Origin of the sequence: Pedobacter arcticus A12 (assembly GCF_000302595.1) — a bacterium.
GTDB classification, from domain to species: Bacteria; Bacteroidota; Bacteroidia; order Sphingobacteriales; family Sphingobacteriaceae; genus Pseudopedobacter; species Pseudopedobacter arcticus.
In genome coordinates, this window is record NZ_JH947126.1 from 697,904 (window position 1) to 719,877 (window position 21,974).

The window sequence follows — 21,974 nt, forward strand, 5'->3', positions numbered from 1 at the left end:
TAAAAAATCATTTTATGCATATAGCTATAGTAGGTAACATTGGTGCTGGTAAAACTACCTTAACAGAATTGTTAGCGAAAAATTACGGATGGGAGGCAATGTATGAAGCCGTTGATAACAATCCTTACCTCGAAGATTTTTATAGTGATATGAAAAGATGGAGTTTTAACCTACAGATCTATTTTTTAAACAGCAGGTTTCAACAAATTAAAGAGATCCAAAAGGGTTCTAAAACTATTGTACAGGATCGAACTATTTACGAGGACGCCTACATTTTTGCGGAAAACTTACATGATATGGGCTTAATGACCACTAGAGATCATGACAATTATCGCTCAATTTTCAGTAGTATGACCTCTTTTATCAATCCGCCAGATTTGTTGATCTACTTAAAAGCATCTGTACCGACATTGGTAGAAAACATTCAACGCCGTGGCAGAGAATACGAAGCGGGAATAAGAATTGATTATTTACAGAAACTGAACGAAAAATACGACCGCTGGATAAAAGGCTATAAAGAAGGTAATTTATTGATTTTAGATAAAGACAAACTAGATTTCACCAACAATCCCGACGACTTGGCTTTTATTATAGAAAGCGTTGAACGAGAAATTAACGGACTTTTTAAATAACACTCCCTATGAAAATTTTAGGTATCATCCCAGCTAGGTTCGCCTCTACCCGTTTTCCGGGAAAACCGCTGATAGATTTGGCAGGTAAAAGTATGATACGTAGGGTTTATGAACAGGCAAAAAAAGCATCGTCTTTGGCGGAAGTTGTAGTTGCAACAGATAGCCCGGAAATTTTTAACGCAGTAAAGCTTTTCAACGGAAATGTAATCATGACGTCAGACCAGCACCAAAGCGGGACAGATCGGTGTGCAGAGGTTTGTGTAAAAATGACAGGTTATGATGCAATCATCAACATACAGGGCGATGAACCGCTAATTGACCCAAAGCAAATCAATTTATTGGCAAGCTGTTTTAACGATATTTCTACTGATTTAGCAACGCTGATCAAAAAAATAAGCACTCCAGAAGAGCTATTTAACTTCAATACACCAAAGGTCATCATCAACAACCGGTCAGAAGCGATTTATTTTAGTCGCCAGGTGATCCCGTATTTGAAAGATGTTGCTCAAGAAAATTATTTATCCAAACACACTTTTTATAAGCACATTGGCATTTACGGTTACCGCACTACCACGTTGGGTATTATCGCCGGCATGAAGTTAGGCAACCTAGAATCTTCTGAAAAACTGGAGCAACTTCGTTGGATTGAAAATGGCTGTAAAATTAAAGTTGCCATCACCGAAACGGAAAGCTTGGCAATTGATAGCCCTGAAGATGTAACGAAGGTTTTAGAATTGCTGTCGAATCAGTGCTAAGGCAAATTCAGCTATTCCTATCCCATCTAATTTAAAACATTTCAACCTCTCGAAACAAAAGCGTATAACCTTCCGCGACTGCTTCATGAATCAGAATCAACGGCTAATCAACTAACCTAACTCTGTAACGGGCGTTGCTTCACCATACCTCCGTAAGTATCATCTACTGTATGCATTACAATAAAAGCTTGCTTATCTATGCTCCTTACCATATTCCTAAGTTTGGTTACCTCTAATCTTGTAACTACAGTAAACACAATTTTCATATCAACTTCATCAGGACTTAGATTTTTTGTATAGCCTCTTTCCCCTTTATAAATTGTTACCGCTCTTCCTAAAATTTTGGTAATAGCCTGTCGTATTTGCTCATTTTTTGAAGATATTATAGTAACTCCGATATATTCTTCCACACCGTGAATTATAAAATCGACCGTTTTAGATGCAGAGAGATAGGTTAGAATAGCATAAAGTGCTGTTTCTATATTTAAAACCCAAGCTGCAACGCAAAAAATCAAAATATTGAACAGCAAAATAATATCACCCACACTTAAACTCACGTTTTTGGAGATAAATAGGGCTAAAACCTCGGTCCCATCAATAACTGCTCCTCCCCTAATGCTTAAACCAACACCTGCGCCCAAAAAGAAACCTCCGAACACGGCAATTAGTAACTTATCTGAAGTAACAATCGGGAAAAAATCAAAAGAAAGCATTAAAGCTAAACCCGCAATTGCAAGTACCGTTTTTATTGCAAAATTCTTGGAAATCTGTTTCATCCCCAATAAAACAAATGGAAAATTTACTACGATTACGATTAAACTTAAACTAATACCCGTTTTTATATTCAATAACAAGGAAATACCCATGGTACCGCCATCTAAAAAATTGTTCGGTAATAAAAAACTTTTCAGTCCAAAAGCAGCAGAAGTGATACCCAAAAGAATTAATGTGGTCTCTTTAAGTATCGTAGGTAAATGCGCTTTTCGGTATAAAAATTGTACCCTTCTCTGTAATCTCATATTTAACAAATATAGAGTTCAAGACAATAAAATTAATTTGTATCTGAAAATAAATTGATAAAAATGATAATCAAAAGCATTAACCCCGCAACCGATACGCTAATCCAAACTTATATAGAGCTTTCCAAACAAGAAATACAACAAAAAATAACCGCAACAGAAAAAGCTTGGGAAAAGTGGCGTAAAGTAAGTTACGCGGATAAGGCAGCGTTGATGCTAAAGCTTGCAACGGTTTTAAAATCAAAAAAGGAAGACCTGGCAAGAGTAATGACGTTAGAGATGGGTAAACCATTAAAAGAAAGTATTGCTGAGCTTGAAAAGTGCGCTTCGGTATGCGAGTATTATGCAGAAAATACCGAAACCTTTTTAAAAGATAAAATTGTTAAAACAGATGCCAACAAAAGCTACATAAGCTATCAACCTATAGGGGTTATTCTAGCTGTAATGCCTTGGAACTTCCCATTTTGGCAGGTGTTTAGGTTTTTGGCGCCAAACTTAATGGCAGGTAACTGTGGTGTTTTAAAACATGCATCTAACGTTTCGGGCTGTGCACTTTTAATAGAAGAATTGGTGCTAGAGGCTGGATTCCCTGAAAACGTTTTTAGCACTTTACTGGTAGCAGGAAAAAATGTAAACCAAATTATTGAGCATCCGATAATTAAAGCGGTTACCTTAACCGGCAGTACAGAGGCAGGCAAAAAAGTAGCAGAAAAAGCAGGCTCAGTTTTAAAAAAATGTGTATTAGAACTTGGCGGAAGCGATGCATATCTTATCTTGGAAGATGCAGATTTAGAAATGGCTGCAGAAGCTTGTGTTAACGCTAGGCTTATCAATAACGGCCAAAGCTGTATTGCTGCAAAGCGTTTTATCGTTATTGAATCTGTTTTAGAAGAGTTTACGCAATTATTATTAACCAAAATAAAAGCTAAAAAAACGGGCGATCCTTTTGATGAAAATACAGATTTGGGTCCAATGGCGAATAAACAATTACGAGACGATTTGCATGAGCAAGTGAGAAAGTCCATATCCTTAGGTGCAAAATGTATTTTAGGTGGCGAAATACCAGTTGGCGAAGGTGCTTTTTATCCGGCAAGCATCCTTACTAATGTAAAAAAAGGAATGCCCGCTTTTGACGAAGAACTATTTGGACCAGTAGCAGTGATAATATCCGCCGATACTATAGATGAAGCCATCAACATTGCAAACGACTCGGTCTTTGGCTTGGGTGGAGCAGTTTTTACAAAAGATGAAACCAAGGGAAATGAGATTGCTAGAAATCAACTTCAAGCTGGAAGTGTGTTTGTAAATCAGGGCGTAAAATCTGACCCGAGATTACCTTTTGGAGGTATTAAACAATCTGGTTATGGCAGAGAACTCGGATTAAATGGTTTATTGGAATTTATGAATATCAAAACCATCTCTATTAAGTAAAATTGTTTTACCGAATGTCTGACAAAAGTTGTTTTGATCTCTCAATTTGTGCCATAATATCCCTTCGGTACCCAGATTCTTCTAAAACCTTTTGAAAATCTGCAATGGAAGAATTACAAGCACTTATCGCGATAGACTTACTATAAACATCTGGGATACGTTGGCTTTTGTACAAAGCATAATCTTGATAAGCTAGTCCTCGGTTCTGATATAGTTTATAATCATTCGGGGTTAAATCCAAAGCAGACGAAAAATCTTTGATAGCACCACAGATTAACCGCTCGTGTTCTGGTGATTTAGCTTCCTTAAAAGTGGCAGAAAACAACACTTTTGCCTTGCCACGATAATAATAGGCTGCTGTTTCGGTCGGCTTCATAGCGATCAATCGGTCAAACGCCTCAATACATTTCCTATATTCTGCCGCATGGTAATTGGAGTAACCCATTAACCATAACGCGTTCATATTACTACGGTCGTTGGCATAGGCTTTCTCAAAATAACCAGCTGCAGTAGTAAATTCACCTGCTGTCATGGCCTTTTGTCCTAAACGTTCAAACGGTGTTTGCGCAACGGCAATATTCGTAATTAAAGAAATTCCAGTTAAAACTAAAATAAATTGTGTTTTCATCTTTCGGCAATACTCCCCTATCAAAAATAAATTAATAAATTAATAACGTATTTGTGCGGGAAATATTTCGCATAATTGGTACTGACGTAATTTCACTTTTTTTTGTTAAAAAACGCTACTTTGATACATTTTTCTTAAAAAAAACTTTTAAAGTTCATTGGCATAAAGCTTGTAAATTATAGTTCACTATATCGTTATAGCTTAAATTGCAGTTTAACCTGTCAATTTGGCGTTTCATCATAAAAAAAATACATGAGCAATTTTGATCAGTTCGATTTCCATCACGCATCACCTCTTATAAATGAAGATACTGAGTTTTTTCCCTTAATGTCTCCAGAAGATGAGGAAGAAATGAATAATGAGCAAACACCAGAAATCCTTTCTATTTTACCTTTAAGAAACACGGTTCTTTTTCCGGGCGTAGTTATCCCAATCACCGTTGGTAGAGATAAATCTATTAAACTGATTAAAGATGCCTATAAAGGAGATAAAATAATTGGGGTTGTTGCCCAAAAAGATGTAAACATTGAAGATCCTACTTTTGACGAGTTAAATAAAATTGGAACGGTTGCAATTATTGTAAAAATGTTGCAGATGCCCGATGGAAATACTACAGTAATTATTCAGGGAAAAAACAGGTTTAAATTAGGCGAGCAAACACAAACAGAGCCATATTTAAAGGCTAGCGTAGAAAAATTCGAAGAAATACGCCCAAAATCCGATAAAGAGTTTAAAGCCATGGTTTCTTCTGTTAAGGAACTTGCCATGCAAATCATCCAGTTTTCGCCAAATATCCCGTCAGAGGCAGCTATTGCAATCAAGAACATTGACAGCGTTCCGTTTTTGATCAATTTTATATCATCAAATATGAACGCCAGCGTGGCTGAAAAGCAACTGATGTTGGAAGTGGCAAATCTGCGTGAACGAGCCACAATGGTTTTAAGTCATTTGAGCATGGAATTACAAATGCTAGAACTTAAAAACCAAATCCAAAGCAAAGTAAAAGTTGATTTAGACAAACAACAGCGTGATTATTTTTTGAATCAGCAATTGAAAACTATACAAGAAGAGTTGGGTGGCAACTCTCCAGACATGGAAGTTGATGATTTAAGGATGAAAGGCAGAAAGAAGCGCTGGAGCAAAGAAACTGATATTCATTTTAATAAAGAGCTTGATAAATTAGCCAGGATGAATCCGGCTGCAGCCGATTATTCTGTACAGATCAATTACGTAGAAGTACTTTTGGATTTACCTTGGGGCACTTTTACCAAGGATAATTTTGACTTAAAACGAGCACAAAAAATATTAGATAAAGACCATTACGGTTTAGATAAGGTTAAAAAACGTATTATTGAGTATTTAGCAGTTTTAAAGCTAAAACACAATATGAAAGCACCAATTTTGTGCTTAGTTGGCCCTCCCGGAGTTGGTAAAACTTCTTTAGGAAAATCAATTGCGAAAGCTTTGGGTCGTAAATATGTTCGTATGGCCTTAGGTGGAATTAGAGACGAAGCCGAAATCCGAGGACACCGTAAAACTTACATTGGTGCAATGCCAGGGCGGGTAATTCAATCGCTAAAAAAAGCTGGTTCATCAAATCCTGTTTTCGTTTTGGATGAGATTGATAAGGTAGGAAACGATTTTAGAGGCGATCCGTCTTCTGCCCTATTGGAGGTTTTAGATCCAGAACAGAATAACGCTTTCGCGGATAACTTTGTAGAGTTGGATTATGACCTTTCTAGCGTGATGTTTATTGCTACAGCAAACTCATTAAGTAGCATTCAACCCGCATTGCTAGACAGAATGGAGATTATTGAGGTAAACGGCTACACCATTGAGGAGAAAGTTGAAATTGCTAAAAAGCATTTGTTACCCAAACAAAAAGAGACACATGGTTTAAAAGCGAAGGATATTGCATTGAAGCCAACAATTATCGAAAAAATAATTGAAGACTATACCCGCGAATCTGGTGTGCGTAGCTTGGAGAAAACATTGGGTTCTGTAGTGCGGAGCGCTGCAACCAAAATTGCTATGGAAGAGGAATATAATACCAATTTCTCTTATGATGATGTTCAAAAAGCGCTTGGTGCAGCTTACTTTGATAAAGATGCTTATGAGAATAACCATGTTGCAGGTGTAGTAACCGGTTTAGCTTGGACTTCTGTAGGTGGCGATATTTTATTTATAGAGGCTAGTTTAAGTCCTGGAAAGGGAAAAATGACCCTGACTGGAAATTTGGGTGATGTGATGAAAGAATCTGCGGTAATTGCTTTGGCCTATATTAGAGCACATGCAGAAGATTTAGGTATTGATTTCCGCATTTTTGATCAGTGGGATTTACATATCCACGTTCCCGCTGGTGCAACTCCTAAAGATGGACCATCTGCGGGTGTTACCATGTTAACTGCTTTAACATCGGCGTTTACGCAAAAACAAGTGAAACAAAATTTAGCCATGACTGGCGAGATTACCTTGCGAGGAAAAGTTTTGCCTGTTGGCGGAATTAAAGAGAAGATTTTAGCTGCAAAAAGAGCAAATATTAAAGAAGTTATTCTATGTAAATCAAACCAAAAAGATATTTTAGAAATTAAAGCCGATTATATTAAGGATATGGATTTCCATTACGTTACGGATATGTTAGACGTGGTAAAACTTGCTTTGATGCCTAATAAGGTTAAAAATGCTTTGAATATTGTTTACCGTGATGATAAAAAACCAGAACCGGTAAGTTAGTAGCTAAACCATTAATAAATGTTTATTTTTAAAGCCGATTGTTTTCGGCTTTTTTTATGCGCTTTATTCTCAGTTTTTTTGCCTTTATTTTACTAACTCTTCAAAGTTTTTCTCAAGAAAAAATTTATCAGAATGAGTTGGGCTTTAGATCAGATAACGACGCTTATTTGGGCACCAAGCAAGATCGATATTACACAAACGGACTTTTTATCCATTTCAGAAGAGCCATCGAGAACAAAAACGACAGTACAACCAAGAAGATTTGGAGCTTAAATTTAGGGCATGAAATGTACAATGCCCGAAGTGGCCAGATTACAGAAATTGAAAATGTAGATCGCCCGTTTGCTTCCTATTTGTACGCTGGCGGTAGCTTACAATGGCTAAAACCAAATGAAAACATCTTAAAATTAGCAATTCAAATGGGCACAATTGGCCCCGCTGCTTTAGGTAAAGAGGTACAAACAGTATTACATGATTTTGTTGGATTTTACGATATTTCTGGCTGGCAGTACCAAGTGAATGACGAGTTTGGAGTAAACCTAAAGCTGAACTTGCAGTATTTTTTATTCAGGAACAAGAATAAAAATCTCGATTTTTCTTTACCCATAAATGTAAGTTTAGGAAATACTTTTACAGGTTTAGATGCTGGCATTTTATTCCGGACAGGGAGCATTAACCCTTTTTACCATTCAGTGGCAACACAAAGCAATATTGCTACAAAAGTCCAAACGGGATTAAAAAAACAAGAGTTTTACTTTTTTTTAAAACCAGCTTTAACCTATGTTGCTTATAATGCAACCATACAAGGTGGCTTATTTGTAAAAGATAAAGGTCCGGTAACCTACAAGCCAATACCTTTCGTGTTTTCGCAACAGATTGGCGCTTCTTATGCAAACAAAAGATTTACGGTTGACTTATCTGTTATTTTTAAAAGTAAAGAGCTGGCGAGTGCTACAAAATCAGAACAATATGGTTCTGTAGCATTTTATTACCGCTTTTAATAATCGTTGTTGCTGTTTCGGTTGATCTTTTTGAGCGCTTGTTTTCTTTTATTATCCAAACGTTTTTGCACAGAAGCAAAGCTTGGTTTAGACTTTTTTCTAGGTTTTTCTACCATTAAGCTATGATCAATCATATAAAAGGCTTTACTAAGCGCAATTTCCTTATTGCGCAGCTGCGATCGATCTTCCTCTGCAGTTACAGAAAAAACACCATCGTTGTTGATGCGGTTGGCTAGTTTCAGTTTAATTCTGCTTAGCTCGGCCTCAGAAAAAACCACACTCGCATCCAGTTTCCAAAGTAGTTCTACTTTAGTTTCAACCTTATTCACGTTTTGTCCGCCTTTGCCACCACTTCTAGAAGTTTTAAAACTAAACTCCTTTTGCAAAAGCTCTTTATTAAATTTCATAATTAAAGCTAAATTAGCCATATCATGTTTAAAAAGATCCTCTTCTTGCTTTTTTGTACGATATTTTCGGCTTATCATGTATGCGATGCGCAAACTGGAGGAAAAGGAGTTTTTCGTTTTTTAAACTTGCCTAATTCGGCAAAAGTAGCCGCTTTAGGTAATGCATATCCCATGCAAACTGAGGCCGATTTTGATGAAACCTTTGCAAACCCCTCTTTACTTTCAAATTTGCACCAAAATTCTTTATCGCTAAATTATAGCAACTACGTTTCTGACATTAATTTTGGGAATATACAATATGCACTAAAAGTTAAAACTACCCAAACCTTATCTTTGGGTTTAACGTTCATTAACTACGGCAGTTTTGACGAATATGACGCTACCGCAACCCCAACTGGCGCAAACTTTACTGCAGGAGATTATTTATTGAACGTAGGTTACGCCAAAAACTGGAAAAACAAAATCTATTATGGCGCCAATGCAAAAGTGATTTATGGCTCTTATGACATCTATAATTCTTCGGCCATTGCAACCGATTTAGCGGTGACTTATAAAGATACAACCCGCAATTTAGCTACTGGTATTGTTTTTAAAAACATAGGCTATCAGCTTAACGCTTTTGATCAACAGAGAGAGAATCTTCCGTTCCAGATTGCTGTTTCCTTATCAAAAAAATTGCGCTTCGCCCCTTTCAGGTATCACATAACCTATAATAATCTACAGCAGTTCAATCTAAATTATTACAACCCAAATACAGGTGACGACACTGATTTAATAACCGGAGAACCAAAAGATAAGGGCGCTAATTTTACAAATAAGCTAAGTCGTCACTTTATTTTGGGTGCAGAAATTCTACTGTCGCCAGCATTCAATTTACAAGCAGGCTACAACTTACAGCAAAGCAAAGAACTAAGCATTAGTGGTTTAAATGGCTTGTCGGGTCTTTCATTTGGATTTTCTCTTCACCTTAAAAAACTAAGTTTAGGTTATGCACATTCAACTTTAAACCTCGCTGGTAGCAACAATTATTTCTCACTAACGCTAAACCCAAGTTTTTTGAATTTTGCTAAATAGTTGATTGTCGATAGTCCATGGCAAATTATCTTAGACTTGAAAAGCATTCTCTCCTTAGTATCAAGAAGCAAGACACAATAATCAAGATTATTTTTTCTTAGCAATCAAAAATTAACCTTTTCATCCAATTCTTCATTCACCCATTATTATCACACTGGCCAAGCATTCAATCCTACTATCATTCACTCATTCAAAATTCGACCCTTCTCTCAAAATTATTTATATTTACGGCAATGGTTAATAATATCGTGGTCGCTATTGACGGCTATTCTTCTTGTGGAAAAAGCACACTTGCAAAGGCATTAGCTAAAAAGCTCCACTTTATTTATGTAGATAGTGGCGCCATGTACAGGGCGGTAACCTTATATTTTTTAAGGAACAATACCGACTTAAAAAATCATGATTTAATTGTTGATGCGTTAGAGCATATTGATTTAAATTTCCATTCGAGAGACTATGAATCGCATATTTTATTGAATGGCGAGGAAGTTTCGGAAGAAATTAGACAGATGCCGGTTTCTGAAAACGTTAGCTTAATAGCGTCTATTAAAGAAGTGCGTAAGGCGATGGTGCGCAAGCAACAGAAAATGGGAAAATCCAAGAATATGATTATGGACGGGCGTGATATTGGAACTACGGTTTTCCCGGATGCGCAGGTTAAGCTTTTTATGACTGCCGACCCTAAAATCAGAGCTGAAAGACGTTATAACGAGCTAATTGCTAAAGGTGAAAACGTAAGTTTAGAAGAGATTTTTGACAACCTGGCTCACCGCGATTTTTTGGACACTACCCGAGAAGAAAGTCCACTGGTTAGAGCCGAAGATGCTATTATTTTAGATAACACCAATTTAACCCAAGAAGAACAACTGGCTTTTGCCATTGAACAGGTTAAACCTTTTATTGTTTAATAAAATTGGTTCTTTAGCTTTATTTTTTGACGAAGAGCATTTTGCGTTAACGATGAAAGCGGATACCGGCCAAAAGCTTAAGGCCTGTGGCGTATGAGCGGACAGCGTGTTAAAACGCCCAAAAATTATACGCTATCTATAATCTCAACAACAAACTAGAACGAAATAATAAGTCCAGCCGATAATAATAAGCTGTTCCGGAATTTTAAAGAACAGATAAGCAATTCCTTTACCGGTATAATTGCCTCGCTTCACGCTGATGTTTTTGACGCCCGCATTCACCTGGGTAACCAAGCCCAAAATGAGATAAATTAGAATTAGGGGAACAATAACTCTGGCAACGTCTGCAAACACCAATCCAGCCGCTATTGCAAACTGCAGATCGCCTACAGCAAAAACCAATTTAATTTTATTGATCTGCGACAAAAAATCTGGATAGGTTAGATAAATACCATCACGGTATTTCACATGTAAAACACCCGAAAACAAAAACATTGCAGCAAGCGCTAAACGTCCGGAAACAGCATAAGCAGGGTCGTTGTAAAATATAAAACAACCTCCGCACACCAATAAAAAAACGGATAATAATACAACTAGTTTCAATACAAATAATTTACTACGTATAAACGTTGACGACTTTCACGCAATTTCACGATTTTTTAGCTAAAAGTATTTACGTTCTAAAACAATTTTCTTTTTATCTTTCGCCATATTTAAATTAATACTTCTTGTTGCCCCAACCATGGAAACTTTAAAGCATTATGTAGAGACTTACACAAACACTGCTGAAACCAATGATTTTGTGTGGGAACATTTTAGAGATGAAGTAAATAAAAATCCGTTTTTAAAGAATCACAGAGATTATGTGGAAGAAAAGCAAGCTGGATTTGGCGACCGCTCTTTTCACCATATGTGGTATCTTTTATTGCAAGATTTAAAAGAGAAAAAGGAAGAAATAACCTGTTTAGAAATTGGGATTTTTAAAGGTCAGGTGATTTCTTTATGGGCCTTAATTGCCAAAGAAATAGGGTTAAAAGCAAAGATTACAGGGATTTCTCCCTTAGAAGGCAATTACCCAAATAACAGCTTGTTCAGAAATTATTACATCAGGAAACTGCTTTCTTACGTGGTTCCTTCTATCCGTAGGGATTTTGCTGATGGTAACATTCATATCCAAGAAGATTTTATTGGGCACATACAAAAGATGTTTGATAATTCTGGTTTGGATTTAAGAGAGGTAAACTTGATTAAAGGGTATTCAAATGATGAAAATATTTCGTCGCAGGTGCAAAATCAAAAGTTCGATATTGTTTATATAGACGGAGACCACAGCTATAAAGTTTGCAAAGAAGATTTGGATAATTATGCAAAAATTATTAAGCCGAACGGCTATTTGGTAATGGATGATGCTTCGAATTTTAACCCGGGAACCAAGTTTTTTAAAGGTATTGTGGAAGTTTCTAAAGCTTGTGAGGAGATTGACGCTACCATATTTAAAAATATTTTAAACGTAGGACATAACCGCATTTACCAACGAGTGGGCTAGGCTTTAAAAACCATTTTATAATGCTGAATGCCCGCTTCTTCAAACTGGCTTCCTTCAGCAACAAACCCCATTTTTTGATATAAAGGAACTGCGGTTAATTGAGCATGTAGGTAAATATAATGTGCTTCTTTGGGTAAATCGTTCAGGATTGTTTTAATCATTTCTTGCGCAATTCCTTTTCCTCGAAATTCTTTTAAAACAGCAAAACGTTCTAATTTATACCCTTTTTCTATTTTGCGCCACCGGCAAGCACCAGCATCTTCGTTATTATATTTCGCTAAAAAATGGATGGAAACATCTTCGTTTTCCCATTCCAATTCGGGAGGGCAGTTTTGCTCTTCCACAAAAACTGTTTTGCGGATGGCGAAGACTTTTTGGAGGTCTTCGGGATTGGTGACTTTTGTTATGGTTATTTTCAACATTTCGTTTTTATCCAACCCTTAAAATTTTTTCCATTTTTTGGCCTTTCGCCAACTCATCCACCAATTTATCTAAATACCTTACCTGCCTTGTCAAAGGATTTTCTATTTCTTCAATCCGATAACCACAGATTGTCCCGCTAATGAGGTGCGCATTTGGGTTTAATTTGGCAGTACTAAAAAATTCCTCATAAGTTGCTTCCTTTTCAATAAGTTCGTTGATTTTTTCCTTTGTAAAACCGGTAAGCCATTTTATAACTTGTTGCAATTCTTCTTCGGTTCTTCCTTTTCGCTCTACTTTTTTCACAAGGAGTGAATACACCAATGCAAATGTCATTTTTGCTACTCGCTGGTTATGTTCGGGTGTTGTGTTCATGCTTTTAAAGTAGTGCTAAATTTACTCTCGGTTTTAAATTCTTGTAAAATCGGGAGTCAGAGACTTCTATCTATTATTCAATCCTTCGAGACGCTTCGCTTAAACTAAGGACAGGTTGGGGCATTCTTTCTAAGACCTAAATTACAAAAAACAACCCACAAAAAAAGCGAAGTCCTTTCAGAATTCGCCTAAATATTTTGGTTGAAAGACTTACATCTGACCGGCATCTCTATCAATCCCGATAGCACCTTTATTAACACGAGCTTTGTCAGCTGAAGTCTCAGAATACGAACCTTTTTTCTCTGGTATTTCTTCTGCATTAGTTGGCGCACCTAAATCCTCTTTTTTAATCGGATTTTTCTCTTCCAACTCTTCTTTAAAATCGTTCATTCTTTCTGCTGGGCTTTTCATGGTTTCTCTTTTTAGTTTTGATAAATAGAATATAAATATGTTAAAACAAATATGTTGCCAAGGAGGATTAATGATGGAAGGAGCTAATTAATTTTGAAGGATTGAATGATAGGATACTTTTCAAGTTTCTTAATAATGATTAAATTTTGAATGAGTGAAGGATTAAATGCTTTCGAGTTTTTTAGCCTCTTGGTTCTTGGATATTGATTCTTACTTCTAAGACAGACTTGCTTTCGCAAAAACCTCTTTTACTTTTTCTACCGTATAATCTATTTCTTCTTTGGTATTAAACTTTGAGAAAGAAAACCGTATTGACGGATGACCTGGATTGCCACCAATTGCAGTCAACACGTGTGAACCAATGTTTGAACCGGATGAACAGGCACTCCCGCCCGATGCCGAAATCCCATTGATATCCAAATTAAATAAAAGCATATCTGCCATATCCATTTTTGGAAAACGGACATTCAACACGGTGTATAAACTTTTATCAGCATCTGTTTCTCCATTAAAATCTATCGTTGGAATTGCTTTTTGCAAAGCTTCTTTCATATAATTCTTTAAATCTTGGATGTGGTTTTTATGTAAATCCATATCAGCGTAAGCTAATTCTAAAGCTTTTGCTAAACCAACAATGCCATAAACATTTTCTGTTCCGCCACGCATATTACGTTCCTGTGCGCCACCGTATAGCAATGGTTTTATCTTAACAGCTGGATTTACAAATAAAAAACCTACACCTTTTGGCCCATGCAATTTATGAGCAGAGCAAACCACAAAATGCGCTTTTAAGGTGCTTAAATCATGCGGATAATGCCCCATCGTTTGTACCGTATCTGTATGAAAAATAGCATTATATTTTTCGCAGACCTCACCCACACTTTCAATATCTGTTAGCGTTCCAAGTTCGTTATTAGCATGCATTAAAGAAACCAAACTCCGTTCATTTGCAGTCAATAATTCTTCCAGATGTGCATAATCGATATTACCTTTTTCATCAACATTAACATAACTCAATTTTATAACTCCAGTATTTTCAAGCATCTCTAAGGTATGCAAAACAGCATGATGCTCTATTTTTGAAGTGATGGCATGAGTTAGTTCGAAATCTCGGACAGCAGACCGAATTGCAGTATTATCCGCTTCTGTTCCGCCAGAAGTGAAAAAGATATTTGATGGTGCAGTTTTCAACAACGTAGCAACAGACTTACGGGCTTTTTCTACCAAGGTCCGTACTTCTCGCCCATGCGAATGAATAGATGATGGATTGCCATAATAGTTATCCATCACCTCTACCATCACTTTTAATACTTCTTTATCAATGGGCGTTGTTGCTGCGTTATCGAGGTAAATTTTCATGGTTTTAATAATGATAGAATTTTGAAGTGAAGAGCGTTAAAATCTTTCTACTTTTCACTTTCTACTTTTGACTTTTTAAAATCTCTTTTATATCCGCAATTATCTTATTCGCCAAACTCTCCGCGGCCGTTTCGGAACTTGCCTCAGAATAAATTCTGATAATAGGTTCTGTGTTTGATCTTCTTAAATGCACCCACTGTTTATCAAATTCAATTTTTAAACCATCAATAGTACTGTGTGGTTGCGCTTTATATTTCTCTTCCACCTTCAACAACAAATTATCGATATCCATTTCTGGCGTTAATGTGATTTTGTTCTTAGAGATAAAATATGATGGATAACTAGCTCTCAATTTAGAAATTGTACCGCCAAATTTAGCCAAATGCGTTAAAAATAAAGCAATCCCTACCAAAGCATCTCTTCCGTAATGCAATTCTGGATAAATTACCCCACCATTTCCTTCACCACCAATTACAGCATTTTTTGCTTTCATTAGGTTTACTACGTTCACCTCTCCTACTGCAGAAGCGTGATATTCGCCACCAGCCTTTTCGGTAACATCGCGTAGCGCTCTTGTAGATGAAAGGTTAGAAACCGTATTTCCCTTTTTATTTTTTAGGATATAATCCGCCACAGCCACCAAAGTATATTCCTCGCCAAAAACGTTTCCATCTTCGCACACAAAGCAAAGTCGGTCTACATCTGGGTCAACGGCAATACCTAAATCAGCATTTTTTGCAGTTACCTCTTTTGCTAAAGCCGTCAAATTTTCTGGTAAAGGTTCTGGGTTGTGCGGAAAATCCCCGTCTGGCTTGCAGTACAACTCGAAGATAGTTTTTACACCTAAAGCTTTCAGTAAAGCAGGGACAAATATACCTCCAGATGAATTTACGCAATCAATGGCTACTTTAAAATCAGCATTTTTGATGGCTTCAACATCCACCAAAGGCAAAGCCAAAATCTGGTCGATGTGTTTTTGCATATAAGTTTCATCTTGCCTCACTTTCCCTAAATCATCCACTTCGGCAAAAGTAATATCCGTATCTTCTGCAATTTCTAAAACCTTTTTACCGTCTTCATCATTAATAAATTCGCCATTATGGTTTAGTAATTTTAAAGCGTTCCATTGTTTTGGATTATGACTAGCGGTAATGATAATTCCACCACCAGCGTTTTCTAAAGGAACAGCAATCTCAACCGTTGGCGTGGTAGACAAACCCACATCAACCACATCAATGCCTATTCCCTGTAATGTGCCCACTACTAAATTGCGCACCATTTCGCCCGAAATACGAGCATCACGACCTACTACGATTTTCTTTTTTCCAGTTTGTGCCATTACCCATATACCAAAAGCCGTGGTAAATTTCACAATATCCGTTGGTGTTAAAGCGTCGCCTGCTTTACCGCCAATTGTTCCTCTTATTCCAGAGATTGATTTTATTAAAGTCACTTTGTCGTCGTTAATTTTCGAATGTGGTAAAATTAAAAATATAAAATGGGTTAATTCATCTTATTTTAAACAACACCTTAAAAAGGTAATTTATATATTTGCACATCATTGTTAGATAAAGCTCATGCCTAAAAAATGGTTCCAAAATTGGTTTAATTCTCCTTATTATCACATTCTTTACAAAAAAAGAGACGATGAGGAAGCTGAGCTTTTCATAGATAATTTATGTGGTTTTTTAAAGCCTAAAGCTGGTAGCCGAATGTTGGATATCGCTTGTGGAAGGGGTCGACATGCAATTTATTTAAACAAAAAAGGTTTCGAGGTTACTGGTATAGACCTCTCTTTTAGCAGCATTAAGTTTGCACAACAGTTTGAGAATAAAAACCTCCATTTCTATGTGCATGACATGCGCCAGCCTTTCTATATCCGCTATTTTGATTTCGTTTTTAACATTTTTACCAGTTTCGGTTACTTTGAAACAGATAAAGACCATATAAACGCCCTAAAATCATTTAAAAAAGCTTTGAAAAAAGATGGATTGTTAGTTTTTGACTATATGAACAGTCAGAAAATAATTAACCATTTAGTCACCAAAGAAACAAAGGAAGTTGACGGCATTGAGTTCCATATCAGCAGACAGGTTATTGGTGGTAATATCGTGAAAACCATTGATTTTGAGCACCGTAATAAACATTTCGCTTTTAAAGAAGAAGTGAAAGATTTTAAAACTCCGGATTTTGAGCGACTTTTCAGTGCCGCCGGTTTACAGATTATCCATACTTTTGGGGATTATAACTTAAATACTTTCGACATCAACAAATCAGATCGATTAATTTTTATTTGTAAAAAAACAGATGCTTGAAGAAATCATCAGGCTTGACCATCAGCTATTTCAAGCCATAAACACAGGGTTAGGTAATGCTTTTTTTGATTGGTTGATGCCTATCATGCGTAATAAATATACTTGGATTCCTCTATATATCGGTATCATATTTTTTGCGATAAAAGCTTATAAAGTCAAAGGTTTATATTTCGTTATATTTTTAGCGGCTACTGTTGGCATTGCCGATTTTGGTAGCGCCAGCATTATAAAACCCATTTTTAAACGAGACAGACCCTGTAATGAAGTTGCTTTTCAGCCAGTTGTGCTATCGCGAGTGCCTTGTGGTTCGGGAAAAAGTTTCCCGTCTACACATGCTTCAGACCATTTTTCTATTGCCATATTTTTGGTTGTTATTTTCCGGAAGAAATGGAAATACATCACAGCCATCGCCATTTTTTGGGCCGCTATTATATGCTTTGCACAAGTTTATGTGGGTGTGCATTTCCCAATCGACGTTATGGTTGGCGCCTTATTTGGCTCGGCTATAGGCTATCTAGTAGCAAAAATATTTTTAAAATACGTTCCTTTTAAAGCATAAAATGAGTTACTTCATTATATCATTATTGAGCCTTTGCGCATTACTAGGCGGTTTTGCGATTTTTGTAGTTAAAAAAAACAGCAACAATGCGCTTAAACTTATATTATCTTTTAGTGGTGCATTTCTTTTTGCCATTACGGTTCTACATTTATTACCCGATGTTTACGAGAGCGATCATACGCATTTAATTGGCTTATTTATTTTAGGAGGATTTGTGTTGCAGATTCTTTTAGAGCAGTTTTCGCAAGGCATTGAACACGGACATATCCATGTACATAGTCACCAAAAGAGCTTTCCTTGGGGTATTATGCTAAGCTTATGTTTACACGCATTTTTAGAGGGGATGCCGCTAACAGCAAAACATAACGAACAACTGGTTTACGGAATTGCCATTCACCATATCCCCGCTGCCTTTGCTTTAGGAAGCGTATTATTGGCAAGCCATATCAAAAAAAGTTCTGTTTCGGTCTTACTGATCGTTTTCGCAGCTATGTCGCCTTTGGGTTACATTTTTAGCTATGCATTAAGCAAAGGAGATGTGCAGAGTTTAGGAAGTTACTATCCTTACATTATGGGAATTGTGATTGGTATTTTCTTACATATCTCAACCACTATTTTATTTGAATCTAGCGTTGACCATAAGTTTTCTGTTAAAAAAACCATTGCTGTTTTATTAGGGATGAGCATTGCCTTGGCCGGATTCTTTTGGGGAGGGCATTAGTTTTAATGAGAGAAGGATTGAATTTGAAGGAGTGAGTAAATATTAAAATATGTCCTCTTCTTAATCGTTTCTTAATACTATGTACCAAGGAGCGTGTAAATAACCCTGCTTCAGTCTCACCGTTACAAAATCTCCAGTATATATATTGTTAAACATTCTACGGGAAACCTTTTCATTATTTATTTTTTGTTGTGGTCCCCATTTATTTAATTGCAGATAATGGCTTGTACTTTTACCCCGCGTAACATGTTTATCTAAAACAGCAACCTTAAAAAGTGACTGTTCTGACTTATCCAATACACAATTAACGGTTCTAATACAGCCAAAGCCATAAACAATTACCACAATTAACATGATTACAGATTGGCCTAGTACAGATGGGACTGATCTATTTATACCTCTAAAATAAAGTAGAAAAAACACCAAACTACAAAAAACTATTAACGGTATCCAAAGCTCATCATAATTTAATAAATTAAAATCAGTTGTTTTAATAAGCAACATAGTACACGGCAAAGCAAAGCCAATCAATATTTGCGGGTAAATACTCCGCTTATTATTTGATAAAAATTTAATCAAGTCGAAACAGTATAATAAGACAATGCCTAATAATGGAAAAATCAATAACGCTACATATGCAAATTGCTGTTTAAAAAAAAGCAAAATAAACCCAAAAACTCCTCCCCAAATATTATAGGCGAGTGCCAACTCCTTAGCCGTTTTAAGTTTTGCTTTTAGCCCATCTTCTAATAAACCATAAGTTTCATCTTTTAAAAAATTTTGAATTCCCATCTCCAAATCCAAGGCATCTAAATCTCGAAAATTTTCGTTTAACCAATTTACAATCAAACTACCTTGACTAAACTCAAAATAAGATAAAATAGTCATCGTAGAGCCTTGGTAAGGAACTACTTTTATCATCTTAGGAAACAACCGATATCCTTTAATATCAGCAATTAAAAATTATCTACTCGAAAATAGACCTTTATATAAAATACTGTCTTCGCTTATAATAACCTTTCTGATTTGAAAAGATACTACAAGTAAAACGCCTATTAAAACACCACATACTGGCAACAACCACATATAAGTACCACTTACGGCTACTCCATTAACGATACTTAATCCCGAAAAGGTAAATAATACAAAAGCAAAAAATCCGTAGATAATCTTAGATATAATTGAAACTCCAAAACGTTGTTCCCCGACTTGTGAGCTACTCATTTGTAGATTTAATTTATTCGATAAAAATAAATTTTTTTCCAATTTTATTTCAACAAACCAAATAAAAAATCGTTTTTCTATCGTAAAAGAATATATGGTATTATAAACAATAGTGTGATACTCTAGCAACCTCGTAGCTTAACAAACTAAAAAAATAAGATAATTTAAACCGATAACTATTTATCATTATATTTGCCACACAAAATAATGATATGAAAAAAAATATTGGTACCCTTATCCTAATTATTGGAGTTTTAATAGTAGTAGGTTCAGTAGTTTTAACTAATGCACACTCTTTCAATCCGGCAGATTCTGACGCAGGAACACACGCAGCCGCTGCGATATTTTTTGGAGGGTTAGCTGTTGGTGGCGTTGGTATTGTATTACTTGCTAACTCAATGCCAGATTACAGAGAAAAATCTAAGCGCTCATAAGATCAAACTCAAAAGACTAACAGCATTTATTAAATAAAATATCCGCCAGTTCGGTTTATAAAATACGATAGAAAATCCTTCCAACTTTGGTAGGATTTTTTTTTGTTAGATATCGTAATCTAAAAATTGGGCTACTGGCTTTATAGCAGCATAACAGGCTGTAAAAACTAGAAAATCGAAATCAGACTTTTTATTACTTTTTAAAAGCGAAGAAATATTGATAATTGGTAAATGTTTCTTTTGCTTAGCAATGCCCAAATCAGCGCCATGGAAATCATGTGCAACAACCTTTGTAAAATAAGTAAGTTCTTCGTCTCCAATGGAAAGTATCATTTGCACATTTTCCTTTTTCCCCAACTCAATAGCACTGTTGATATCCTCACTAGTATAATTATTACCGGCGCACTCGTAGGTTATATGCTCAATACCATTAATATTTAGCAGTGAAACAACCCTTGCGTACAAACCCGACTGTTTAATTGCATTCTCTGAAAAAACCACGAGCACCTTATTTCCAAAAAACAAACACTCATCACAAAGATTCTCCAAAACATTGCTGCCTTTTAAAATCTTTGTCTCATAATGATAGTTTGTATTGTCCATAATTATTATAACCATAAAACCTTTAAAATGTTTTCGGTAAAAAGTACGAAATTAAAGAGCTTTCCGATTTTTTACAACGCAATCATAACAAGCTGACTTACCGTTAATGCAGTTAACTTACCACCCAATCTTTTACTTAAAAAAACCAATTACAGTTAAGCATAAAATTTTAACTTAGTTTCCTCAAACATTAAAAAATGAACCCAAGAAAGAATATCATTCTATTAATCATTGTGGCATCCTTAGGTTACTTTGTCGACATCTACGATTTGGTTTTATTCTCTGTAATTAGGGTCCAAAGCCTTAAAAGCATCGGTGTTGCCGAAGCTGATTTGTTAAGTGTAGGCGTAAAATTGATGAACGCTCAAATGATTGGGATGTTGATTGGTGGTATAATATGGGGGATCTTAGGTGATAAACTCGGACGGTTAAAGGTTCTTTTTGGGTCGATACTAATGTATTCCCTAGCCAATATCGCTAACGGATTTGTAACGGATATAAATACCTACGCAGTGGTCAGATTTATTGCTGGCGTGGGTTTAGCTGGCGAGTTAGGTGCTGGTATTACGCTAGTTGCAGAAACAATGAGCACAAAAAACAGAGGCTACGGAACTATGATTGTTGCAGCAGTGGGTTTAATGGGAGCTGTTGTTGCAGGTTTAGTGGGAGATAAATTTGCTTGGCATACTGCTTATTTTATTGGTGGCGGAATGGGTTTGGTACTTTTAGTGCTGAGATTAGGCGTTATGGAATCGGGACTTTATCAAAACATGGAACATAAAAACATTTCCAAAGGAAATATTCTCATGTTGTTCAACAACTGGGGAAGGTTTAAAAAGTATGTTAACTGTACCCTGATTGCCTTGCCAACATGGTTTGTAGTGGGTATTTTAATCACTTTTGCACCTGAGTTTGGTAAGGCTTTAGGCGCTACGGAAAAACTATCAGCAGGGGAAGGTATTCTATTCACCTATTTGGGAATTTCCATTGGCGATTTAATTACAGGCTTTTTAAGTCAGATTTTCAAAACAAGAAAAAAAATCGTAGTCATTTTTCTGTTTGCTACCTTATGCAGTATTCTACTTTTCCTATTCTCAACCGGGATGGATATTAAAACATACCGCATCATCTGCGTTCTTTTAGGGATTTCTACTGGTTTTTGGGTTATTTTTGTTACTATTGCAGCAGAGCAATTTGGAACCAATTTGCGTTCCACGGTTACTACCACTGTACCCAATTTCATTAGAGGATCTTTGGTATTGATCACGCTCAGTTTCGAGTGGCTTAAATCTCCGTTCGGCATCATTAATTCGGCATTAATTGTAGGTATTTCTACGCTTATCATAGCTTTTTTAGCGGTTTATAATCTCGAGGAAACTTATGGCAAGGATTTAAATTATGTAGAGGAATAATATAAAG

The 21,974-nt window shown here is 36.1% G+C and carries 25 protein-coding genes; 13 read left to right on the forward strand and 12 right to left on the reverse strand.

The window, feature by feature from the left end:
• The first annotated feature begins 14 nt into the window (after positions 1-14).
• Entirely contained in the window at positions 15-632 is a 618-nt protein-coding gene (locus tag B176_RS0110025; RefSeq protein WP_017258675.1) for a deoxynucleoside kinase, read from the forward strand.
• Between the two features lie 8 nt (positions 633-640).
• Positions 641-1,387, forward strand: a complete 747-nt coding sequence (gene kdsB / locus B176_RS0110030; RefSeq protein ID WP_017258676.1) for a 3-deoxy-manno-octulosonate cytidylyltransferase — start codon at positions 641-643, stop codon at positions 1,385-1,387.
• Positions 1,388-1,503: 116 nt separating this feature from the next.
• Here kdsB and B176_RS0110035 read toward each other — a convergent pair whose 3' ends face one another.
• On the reverse strand, positions 1,504-2,406 hold the full coding sequence (locus tag B176_RS0110035) for a YitT family protein (protein ID WP_017258677.1): 903 nt from the start codon (positions 2,404-2,406) through the stop codon (positions 1,504-1,506).
• Between the two features lie 63 nt (positions 2,407-2,469).
• Between B176_RS0110035 and B176_RS0110040 the strand changes: the two genes are divergently transcribed.
• Positions 2,470-3,837 carry an NAD-dependent succinate-semialdehyde dehydrogenase gene (locus B176_RS0110040; protein WP_017258678.1) on the forward strand — a complete coding sequence of 456 codons (1,368 nt, stop codon included), beginning with the start codon at positions 2,470-2,472 and terminating at the stop codon, positions 3,835-3,837.
• Positions 3,838-3,844: 7 nt separating this feature from the next.
• On the opposite strand, the gene B176_RS0110045 is transcribed toward B176_RS0110040, so the two are convergent.
• Complete coding sequence (locus tag B176_RS0110045) at positions 3,845-4,465, reverse strand: tetratricopeptide repeat protein (RefSeq protein WP_017258679.1); 621 nt, start codon at positions 4,463-4,465, stop codon at positions 3,845-3,847.
• Positions 4,466-4,717: 252 nt separating this feature from the next.
• Here B176_RS0110045 and lon point away from each other — a divergent pair, with 252 nt between their 5' ends.
• Positions 4,718-7,198 (forward strand): endopeptidase La, encoded by a 2,481-nt coding sequence (gene lon / locus B176_RS0110050; RefSeq protein ID WP_017258680.1) that lies wholly within the window; start codon positions 4,718-4,720, stop codon positions 7,196-7,198.
• Between the two features lie 56 nt (positions 7,199-7,254).
• Positions 7,255-8,199, forward strand: coding sequence for a lipid A deacylase LpxR family protein (locus B176_RS0110055; protein WP_017258681.1), 945 nt, complete (start codon positions 7,255-7,257; stop codon positions 8,197-8,199).
• Here B176_RS0110055 and arfB read toward each other — a convergent pair.
• Positions 8,196-8,684 (reverse strand): alternative ribosome rescue aminoacyl-tRNA hydrolase ArfB, encoded by a 489-nt coding sequence (arfB, locus tag B176_RS0110060; RefSeq protein ID WP_017258682.1) that lies wholly within the window; start codon positions 8,682-8,684, stop codon positions 8,196-8,198. The two genes, B176_RS0110055 and arfB, sit on opposite strands and share 4 nt — an antisense overlap.
• Here arfB and porQ point away from each other — a divergent pair.
• Both porQ and cmk read left to right on the forward strand, forming a co-directional pair.
• On the forward strand, positions 8,631-9,680 hold the full coding sequence (gene porQ / locus B176_RS0110070; RefSeq protein ID WP_040540241.1) for a type IX secretion system protein PorQ: 1,050 nt from the start codon (positions 8,631-8,633) through the stop codon (positions 9,678-9,680). The two genes, arfB and porQ, sit on opposite strands and share 54 nt — an antisense overlap.
• Positions 9,681-9,913: 233 nt before the next feature.
• Complete coding sequence (gene cmk, locus B176_RS0110075) at positions 9,914-10,588, forward strand: (d)CMP kinase (protein ID WP_017258685.1); 675 nt, start codon at positions 9,914-9,916, stop codon at positions 10,586-10,588.
• 144 nt (positions 10,589-10,732) lie between these two features.
• On the opposite strand, the gene B176_RS0110085 is transcribed toward cmk, so the two are convergent.
• Complete coding sequence (locus B176_RS0110085; RefSeq protein ID WP_017258687.1) at positions 10,733-11,191, reverse strand: hypothetical protein; 459 nt, start codon at positions 11,189-11,191, stop codon at positions 10,733-10,735.
• Positions 11,192-11,330: 139 nt separating this feature from the next.
• Between B176_RS0110085 and B176_RS0110095 the strand changes: the two genes are divergently transcribed.
• Positions 11,331-12,134, forward strand: coding sequence for a class I SAM-dependent methyltransferase (locus B176_RS0110095; protein WP_017258688.1), 804 nt, complete (start codon positions 11,331-11,333; stop codon positions 12,132-12,134).
• Here the strand turns inward: B176_RS0110095 and B176_RS0110100 are convergent.
• The 5 genes from B176_RS0110100 to glmM all read right to left on the reverse strand — a co-directional run bounded on the left by B176_RS0110100 (position 12,131) and on the right by glmM (position 16,152).
• Positions 12,131-12,556, reverse strand: a complete 426-nt coding sequence (locus B176_RS0110100) for a GNAT family N-acetyltransferase (protein ID WP_040540392.1) — start codon at positions 12,554-12,556, stop codon at positions 12,131-12,133. The genes B176_RS0110095 and B176_RS0110100 overlap by 4 nt on opposite strands.
• Before the next feature lie 7 nt (positions 12,557-12,563).
• Positions 12,564-12,929, reverse strand: a complete 366-nt coding sequence (locus B176_RS0110105) for a DUF2200 domain-containing protein (protein ID WP_017258690.1) — start codon at positions 12,927-12,929, stop codon at positions 12,564-12,566.
• Between the two features lie 210 nt (positions 12,930-13,139).
• On the reverse strand, positions 13,140-13,340 hold the full coding sequence (locus tag B176_RS0110110) for a hypothetical protein (RefSeq protein WP_017258691.1): 201 nt from the start codon (positions 13,338-13,340) through the stop codon (positions 13,140-13,142).
• A 216-nt stretch (positions 13,341-13,556) separates the two neighbouring features.
• A complete protein-coding gene (locus B176_RS0110115) occupies positions 13,557-14,699 on the reverse strand; it encodes a cysteine desulfurase family protein (protein WP_017258692.1) in 1,143 nt (380 codons plus the stop codon).
• A gap of 61 nt (positions 14,700-14,760) precedes the next feature.
• Entirely contained in the window at positions 14,761-16,152 is a 1,392-nt protein-coding gene (gene glmM, locus B176_RS0110120) for a phosphoglucosamine mutase (protein WP_017258693.1), read from the reverse strand.
• Positions 16,153-16,276: 124 nt separating this feature from the next.
• On the opposite strand from glmM, the gene B176_RS0110125 reads away from it, so the two are divergent.
• The 3 genes from B176_RS0110125 to B176_RS0110135 are packed head-to-tail and all read left to right on the forward strand — an operon-like array spanning position 16,277 to position 18,294.
• Positions 16,277-17,014: an SAM-dependent methyltransferase gene (locus B176_RS0110125; protein ID WP_017258694.1), complete on the forward strand. Its 738-nt coding sequence runs from the start codon at positions 16,277-16,279 to the stop codon at positions 17,012-17,014.
• A complete protein-coding gene (locus B176_RS0110130) occupies positions 17,007-17,573 on the forward strand; it encodes a phosphatase PAP2 family protein (RefSeq protein ID WP_017258695.1) in 567 nt (188 codons plus the stop codon). The genes B176_RS0110125 and B176_RS0110130 overlap by 8 nt, the downstream gene beginning before the upstream one ends.
• A gap of 1 nt (position 17,574) precedes the next feature.
• On the forward strand, positions 17,575-18,294 hold the full coding sequence (locus B176_RS0110135) for a ZIP family metal transporter (RefSeq protein WP_017258696.1): 720 nt from the start codon (positions 17,575-17,577) through the stop codon (positions 18,292-18,294).
• A 60-nt stretch (positions 18,295-18,354) separates the two neighbouring features.
• Here B176_RS0110135 and B176_RS0110140 read toward each other — a convergent pair whose 3' ends face one another.
• Together B176_RS0110140 and B176_RS0110145 are read right to left on the reverse strand one after the other, a co-directional pair.
• Positions 18,355-19,215, reverse strand: coding sequence for a hypothetical protein (locus B176_RS0110140; RefSeq protein ID WP_017258697.1), 861 nt, complete (start codon positions 19,213-19,215; stop codon positions 18,355-18,357).
• A gap of 42 nt (positions 19,216-19,257) precedes the next feature.
• Positions 19,258-19,560 carry a hypothetical protein gene (locus tag B176_RS0110145; RefSeq protein ID WP_154647944.1) on the reverse strand — a complete coding sequence of 101 codons (303 nt, stop codon included), beginning with the start codon at positions 19,558-19,560 and terminating at the stop codon, positions 19,258-19,260.
• Between the two features lie 170 nt (positions 19,561-19,730).
• On the opposite strand from B176_RS0110145, the gene B176_RS0110150 reads away from it, so the two are divergent.
• Positions 19,731-19,952, forward strand: a complete 222-nt coding sequence (locus B176_RS0110150) for a hypothetical protein (RefSeq protein ID WP_017258699.1) — start codon at positions 19,731-19,733, stop codon at positions 19,950-19,952.
• A gap of 105 nt (positions 19,953-20,057) precedes the next feature.
• On the opposite strand, the gene B176_RS0110155 is transcribed toward B176_RS0110150, so the two are convergent.
• Positions 20,058-20,555 (reverse strand): iron-containing alcohol dehydrogenase, encoded by a 498-nt coding sequence (locus tag B176_RS0110155; RefSeq protein ID WP_017258700.1) that lies wholly within the window; start codon positions 20,553-20,555, stop codon positions 20,058-20,060.
• 197 nt (positions 20,556-20,752) lie between these two features.
• Here B176_RS0110155 and B176_RS0110160 point away from each other — a divergent pair, with 197 nt between their 5' ends.
• A complete protein-coding gene (locus B176_RS0110160) occupies positions 20,753-21,967 on the forward strand; it encodes an MFS transporter (RefSeq protein WP_017258701.1) in 1,215 nt (404 codons plus the stop codon).
• Positions 21,968-21,974: the final 7 nt, after the last annotated feature.

What these genes read in the sequence shown, in the direction of transcription:
- B176_RS0110045 (WP_017258679.1), bottom strand. Translation starts at nt 4,465, where the DNA reads ATGAAAACACAATTTATTTTAGTTTTAACTGGAATTTCTTTAATTACG.
- porQ (WP_040540241.1), top strand. Translation starts at nt 8,631, where the DNA reads ATGTTTAAAAAGATCCTCTTCTTGCTTTTTTGTACGATATTTTCGGCT.
- B176_RS0110035 (WP_017258677.1), bottom strand. Translation starts at nt 2,406, where the DNA reads ATGAGATTACAGAGAAGGGTACAATTTTTATACCGAAAAGCGCATTTA.
- kdsB (WP_017258676.1), top strand. Translation starts at nt 641, where the DNA reads ATGAAAATTTTAGGTATCATCCCAGCTAGGTTCGCCTCTACCCGTTTT.
- B176_RS0110040 (WP_017258678.1), top strand. Translation starts at nt 2,470, where the DNA reads ATGATAATCAAAAGCATTAACCCCGCAACCGATACGCTAATCCAAACT.
- arfB (WP_017258682.1), bottom strand. Translation starts at nt 8,684, where the DNA reads ATGATAAGCCGAAAATATCGTACAAAAAAGCAAGAAGAGGATCTTTTT.
- B176_RS0110100 (WP_040540392.1), bottom strand. Translation starts at nt 12,556, where the DNA reads ATGTTGAAAATAACCATAACAAAAGTCACCAATCCCGAAGACCTCCAA.
- B176_RS0110125 (WP_017258694.1), top strand. Translation starts at nt 16,277, where the DNA reads ATGCCTAAAAAATGGTTCCAAAATTGGTTTAATTCTCCTTATTATCAC.
- B176_RS0110155 (WP_017258700.1), bottom strand. Translation starts at nt 20,555, where the DNA reads ATGGACAATACAAACTATCATTATGAGACAAAGATTTTAAAAGGCAGC.
- B176_RS0110140 (WP_017258697.1), bottom strand. Translation starts at nt 19,215, where the DNA reads ATGATAAAAGTAGTTCCTTACCAAGGCTCTACGATGACTATTTTATCT.
- B176_RS0110110 (WP_017258691.1), bottom strand. Translation starts at nt 13,340, where the DNA reads ATGAAAAGCCCAGCAGAAAGAATGAACGATTTTAAAGAAGAGTTGGAA.
- B176_RS0110115 (WP_017258692.1), bottom strand. Translation starts at nt 14,699, where the DNA reads ATGAAAATTTACCTCGATAACGCAGCAACAACGCCCATTGATAAAGAA.
- B176_RS0110135 (WP_017258696.1), top strand. Translation starts at nt 17,575, where the DNA reads ATGAGTTACTTCATTATATCATTATTGAGCCTTTGCGCATTACTAGGC.
- B176_RS0110105 (WP_017258690.1), bottom strand. Translation starts at nt 12,929, where the DNA reads ATGAACACAACACCCGAACATAACCAGCGAGTAGCAAAAATGACATTT.
- B176_RS0110130 (WP_017258695.1), top strand. Translation starts at nt 17,007, where the DNA reads ATGCTTGAAGAAATCATCAGGCTTGACCATCAGCTATTTCAAGCCATA.
- B176_RS0110025 (WP_017258675.1), top strand. Translation starts at nt 15, where the DNA reads ATGCATATAGCTATAGTAGGTAACATTGGTGCTGGTAAAACTACCTTA.
- lon (WP_017258680.1), top strand. Translation starts at nt 4,718, where the DNA reads ATGAGCAATTTTGATCAGTTCGATTTCCATCACGCATCACCTCTTATA.
- B176_RS0110160 (WP_017258701.1), top strand. Translation starts at nt 20,753, where the DNA reads ATGAACCCAAGAAAGAATATCATTCTATTAATCATTGTGGCATCCTTA.
- B176_RS0110150 (WP_017258699.1), top strand. Translation starts at nt 19,731, where the DNA reads ATGAAAAAAAATATTGGTACCCTTATCCTAATTATTGGAGTTTTAATA.
- B176_RS0110055 (WP_017258681.1), top strand. Translation starts at nt 7,255, where the DNA reads ATGCGCTTTATTCTCAGTTTTTTTGCCTTTATTTTACTAACTCTTCAA.
- cmk (WP_017258685.1), top strand. Translation starts at nt 9,914, where the DNA reads ATGGTTAATAATATCGTGGTCGCTATTGACGGCTATTCTTCTTGTGGA.
- B176_RS0110095 (WP_017258688.1), top strand. Translation starts at nt 11,331, where the DNA reads ATGGAAACTTTAAAGCATTATGTAGAGACTTACACAAACACTGCTGAA.